General features: G+C 62.4%; 3 protein-coding genes and 2 pseudogenes. 4 read left to right on the top strand and 1 reads right to left on the bottom strand.

The window, feature by feature from the left end:
* The 4 genes and pseudogenes from QZY44_RS30055 to QZY44_RS30070 all read left to right on the top strand — a co-directional run.
* Positions 1 to 288, top strand: a pseudogene (locus QZY44_RS30055) (adenylylsulfate reductase subunit alpha); the annotation flags it as partial.
* Between the two features lie 200 nt (positions 289 to 488).
* A complete protein-coding gene (locus QZY44_RS30060; RefSeq protein WP_295456410.1) occupies positions 489 to 641 on the top strand; it encodes a hypothetical protein in 153 nt (50 codons plus the stop codon).
* A 97-nt stretch (positions 642 to 738) separates the two neighbouring features.
* Positions 739 to 1,386, top strand: a complete 648-nt coding sequence (locus tag QZY44_RS30065) for a hypothetical protein (protein WP_365305577.1) — start codon at positions 739 to 741, stop codon at positions 1,384 to 1,386.
* A 262-nt stretch (positions 1,387 to 1,648) separates the two neighbouring features.
* Entirely contained in the window at positions 1,649 to 3,121 is a 1,473-nt protein-coding gene (locus tag QZY44_RS30070) for an outer membrane protein transport protein (protein WP_295456413.1), read from the top strand.
* A gap of 621 nt (positions 3,122 to 3,742) precedes the next feature.
* Here QZY44_RS30070 and QZY44_RS30075 read toward each other — a convergent pair.
* Positions 3,743 to 4,127, bottom strand: a pseudogene (locus QZY44_RS30075) (pyridoxal-dependent decarboxylase); the annotation flags it as partial.

Genomic DNA, 4,127 nt, shown 5'->3' on the forward strand with positions numbered 1-4,127 from the left:
GATTCGGTCAAGATGCGCGCCAAGGACCTGCACGAGTTGCTGCGTGCCTGGGAGAACTACCACCGCATCATCACGGCAGAGGCCCATATGAAGCACATCCAGTTCCGTGAGGAGTCTCGCTACCCGGGCTTCTACTACCGCACCGACAAGAACTTTGTCGATGAAGAGAACTGGCATTGCTTCGTCAACTCGATCTACGACAAGAACACCAAGCAGTGGACCTGCTTCAAGCGCAAGCACGTTGACCTGGTGGACAAGTCGAAGCTGTTCAAGGCGGCGGCGCACTAAGCCCCCGACGGGCATCGCGTAAGGCACAAGGGCCGGACGCCGCAAGGCGTACCGGCCCGATTCTTGGCACTCACTCACGGCGCCGCGGTTACTCCGTAGGAGCGGCCCCCCGGCCGCGACCAGTTGCGGCGCGGATGCCGCCCGGAACTATAATCCAGCCCCACCAACGCCGCCACCCGATCGACACGCAGGTAACCGCTATGCAAGATGACCAGCCCCCGCCCTTCCCCGGCAGCCCGGTGGTACCGCAGACCTTTGATGGCAGCAAGGTCATCACGTTCCAGTGCCGCCCGGGCATCGCCTGCTGGAATGCCTGCTGCAGCAACATCGACATCTCACTGACCCCCCTATGACATCCTGCGCCTGAAGCGCCATTTCGGAACCAGCTCAGGCGAATTCCTGCGGCAATACACCGTTCCCTATGAGATCGAGCAAGACAGCATCGCCGGGGTGAAGCTTCGCCCGGTGGCCAATGGCACAACCTGCCAGTTCATGACCCCCGCGGGTTGCAGCGTCTACGAAGACCGACCGACCGCCTGTCGCTATTACCCGGTCGCACTGCTGTCGCTGCGCCGCCAGGACGAATACACCGACACCTCCTCCTATGCCCTGGTCGAGGAGTCGCACTGCCTGGGCCACCAGGAGCCGCGCTCCATCACCGTGGCCGACTACCGCAAGGAACAGGGGTTGGAAGGCTATGACGACCTGGCGCGTGACTGGCGTCAGTTGATCCTGAAAAAGAAGTCCTCCGGTCCGAGCATCGGCAAACCGTCCAAGCGCAGCCTGGAGCTGTTCTTCATGGTCTGCTACGACATCGACCGCTTCAGCCGGTTTGTCGCCAGCGAAGGCTTCAGCGACATCTACGACCTGCCGGCCGAAGAGTTGAAGACCGTCTTGTGCGACGACGTGGAATTGATGCAGTTCGGCTTCCGCTTTCTGCGGCAAGTGCTCTTTGGTGAGGAGACCATCCCGCTGCGCCGCGAAGCGGCGCAACAGCGGCGGCTGCGCCACCTCGAGCGACAACAGCGGCTCGCCACCGAGGCGGCAGCGCGGCGCGCCATGGAGCAGGATGAGATGTATGAGGAGCCGAATGAGTGAGGCAGGTGCTTGCCCCGCGCGGATTGTGTCCGGGCCTTGATCCATCCTTGCGGCAGCAGGGGCCAGTGGGTTGCCCTTCAAAGCGACCGACTGGGGGCGCCGTAACCGAACAGCGGCCAGCCCTCTCCGACTGGTAATGGCGATGAAATGTAGCTGTAAATAATATTAGTATTTGATGATTTGTGATAAATTTCTCCCCGCCAACGAAAAAATCAGCAGCACGCCCCAGCGGCACCGCTGCATCACAACCCCGGGGGATCCCATGTCTGTTTCCAGAATTTCAGCCGTATCGCTCGGACTCGGCTGCGTGTTCGCACTCACCACCGCCCAAGCCACCAACGGCTATATGTCGCATGCCTATTCGCCGGCGGCCAAGGGGATGGCCGGCGCCGGCGAGGCCACTTTGGCCCAGGATAGCCTCAGCATCGTCGGCAACCCGGCCACCCTCGCCAAGCTCGGGCAGCGCCTCGACCTGGCGGCCGCCTTGTTCAGTCCCTCGCGCGAGTACCGCGGCATCACGCCCGATGCGGCCACCGGCGCCTATGCGCCGATCGGCAGCGGTAACGGCACCGGCACGGTGAAGAGCAAGAATCAAAATTTTCTGATCCCCAGCTTTGGCTACACCCATCCCCTGGACGCCAAGAGCACCGTCGGTTTGGCCCTGTTCGGCAACGGCGGCATGAACACGGATTACCGCAGCGGGAACACGATGCTCAACCTCGGCACCTATGGCGGCAACAACGGCTGCGCCAATCCGCCCCATGGCCCGGGAAACCCGTGCGGGGCTCAGGTGCCGGGGACCGGCCTGCTGGGCGGCGGCAATACCGGCGTTAATTTGTCCCAGTTGGGCATTGCCTTGGGCTACGCCCGGCGGGTCATGGACAATCTCTCGCTCGGCGCGAGCCTCCTCGTCGGGTATCAAACGATTGAGGTGCGAGGCGTAGGCGGCTTCCAGGGATTCACCCAGACCTTTACCCAGAGCATGATCGCCAACGGCGGCCGCAGCGCCTCATCGCCCGCCAACCTCACCAACCGGGGAACCGATTCGGCCTGGGGTTACGGGCTCCAGCTCGGCGCGCTGTGGGATATCAACCCCCAGTGGACCCTGGGGCTCTCCTTGCGCTCCAAGACGTACATGGGTAAGTTCAAGAAATATTCCGACCTCTTGGCCGAGGGGGGCGACCTGGATGTCCCGGCGGCCGGGACCATCGGCCTGGCCTTCAAGCCCAACAACCGGCTCACCCTGGCGCTGGACGTGCAGCAGATCTGGTACAGCGACGTACCCGCCATCGGCAACACCAACCAGCTTGCCCAGCGGTGCGACGTCAATGCCGCGTTCGGGCCCACCGCCTCCGGCTCCACCTACAACCCGAGCTATTGCCTGGGCGGTCGCAACGGTGCCGGCTTCGGCTGGCGGGACATGACCATCTTGAAGCTTGGTGTGCAGTACATGGTCACCGACGCACTGACCCTGCGCGTGGGCTATAGCCACGGCAACCAGATCGTCAGGAGACAGGAGATCGCGTTCAACACCCTGACCCCCGCGGTCATCCAGGATCACTGGACCCTGGGTGCGACCTACCGCCTGCGCAAGCAATACGAGCTGACCTTCTGGGGCATGTATGCCCCAGAACAGCGCGTCAGCGGACCCGCCGCCTTCACCGGCACCCAGTCCGCGTCGATCGCCATGTCCCAGTACGAGCTTGGCCTGAGTTTCGCCTGGCTGATCAACTGACCCACCGACCTGCGCCGACCTACCGGGAGTGCGGGACCCACCCAGGTCACGCACGCTCTTGTGAGCCGCTCCAGGACGATACGATGCCGCGATCGGTCTGCCGGGGCAGTTCGGCGCGCTGGTACAGCGGTTTGCCGGGTCACACCCAACTCGCGGCACCGATCTCATCCACCGTGGCCTCGGGCTGCCCCATCGCCGTCATGGCGAGGCACAGCCCGGGCCTCGCCGGCGATGTAGCGCACCAGCCCTTGGGAGGTGGTCAGTTCGACTCCTTGCAATTTCGCATAGACCGCGACGATTGAGGCCGCGATGTTGGCGTGTCGGTACGCCGCATGAACGCTGGCTTGCGTCTTACATACGATTTGCAGCATCAGGCCCACGAGCGACGAGAACAGAATGTCACGCGTGTATTGGGTCTGGCGCGTAACTTAGAGCCACCGGTCCAGCTTCTCGGGGTTGAGCAACTGCTCCAGCAGGGCACGCACCATGACGGTAGCGGGGCTTTTCTCGGAAAATTTCTGGAGGATCTCGTCAAACACGGCTGCTGGGTCATTCCGGCAACGCTAAATATCCCCTTATCTTACAATATCTTGATGGCACTATAAAAGGACTGGTCGCTTGTCAGTCCAGCTCGTTGCCAATTCGGATCACCCCCTGCACCAAGATGTCGAAATCCTCGCGGCGGCTGCGATGATTCGTAATCGCCACATGCAGATATTTCTTGCCCCGGATGCTAACCACCGAGGGGGCGGCAACTCCCCGCTCCTGGAGTTCGATCTCGATCTGCTTGTTCAGCCGGTCGAGGGTGACGGCGTCGCAGCCGGGGCGGGTGTAGCGAAAGCAGACAATGTTGAGCGAGACCGGCAAGGCCAGATCCAGTTCGGCTGCGTCCTCGACGAGGTGTGCGAGGTAATGCGCTTGATCGATATTTTGCTGGATCAGTCGTCCGTACTTTGCGCTTCCGTGCTCCTTGATGGTCATCCATGCCTTGAGCGCCGCGAATCCA

Source organism: uncultured Thiodictyon sp., from assembly GCA_903837595.1.
Taxonomy (GTDB): Bacteria; Pseudomonadota; Gammaproteobacteria; order Chromatiales; family Chromatiaceae; genus Thiodictyon.

Coding starts and splice junctions, on each gene's coding strand:
- QZY44_RS30060 (WP_295456410.1), top strand. CDS start 489: ATGCAAGATGACCAGCCCCCGCCCTTCCCCGGCAGCCCGGTGGTACCG.
- QZY44_RS30070 (WP_295456413.1), top strand. CDS start 1,649: ATGTCTGTTTCCAGAATTTCAGCCGTATCGCTCGGACTCGGCTGCGTG.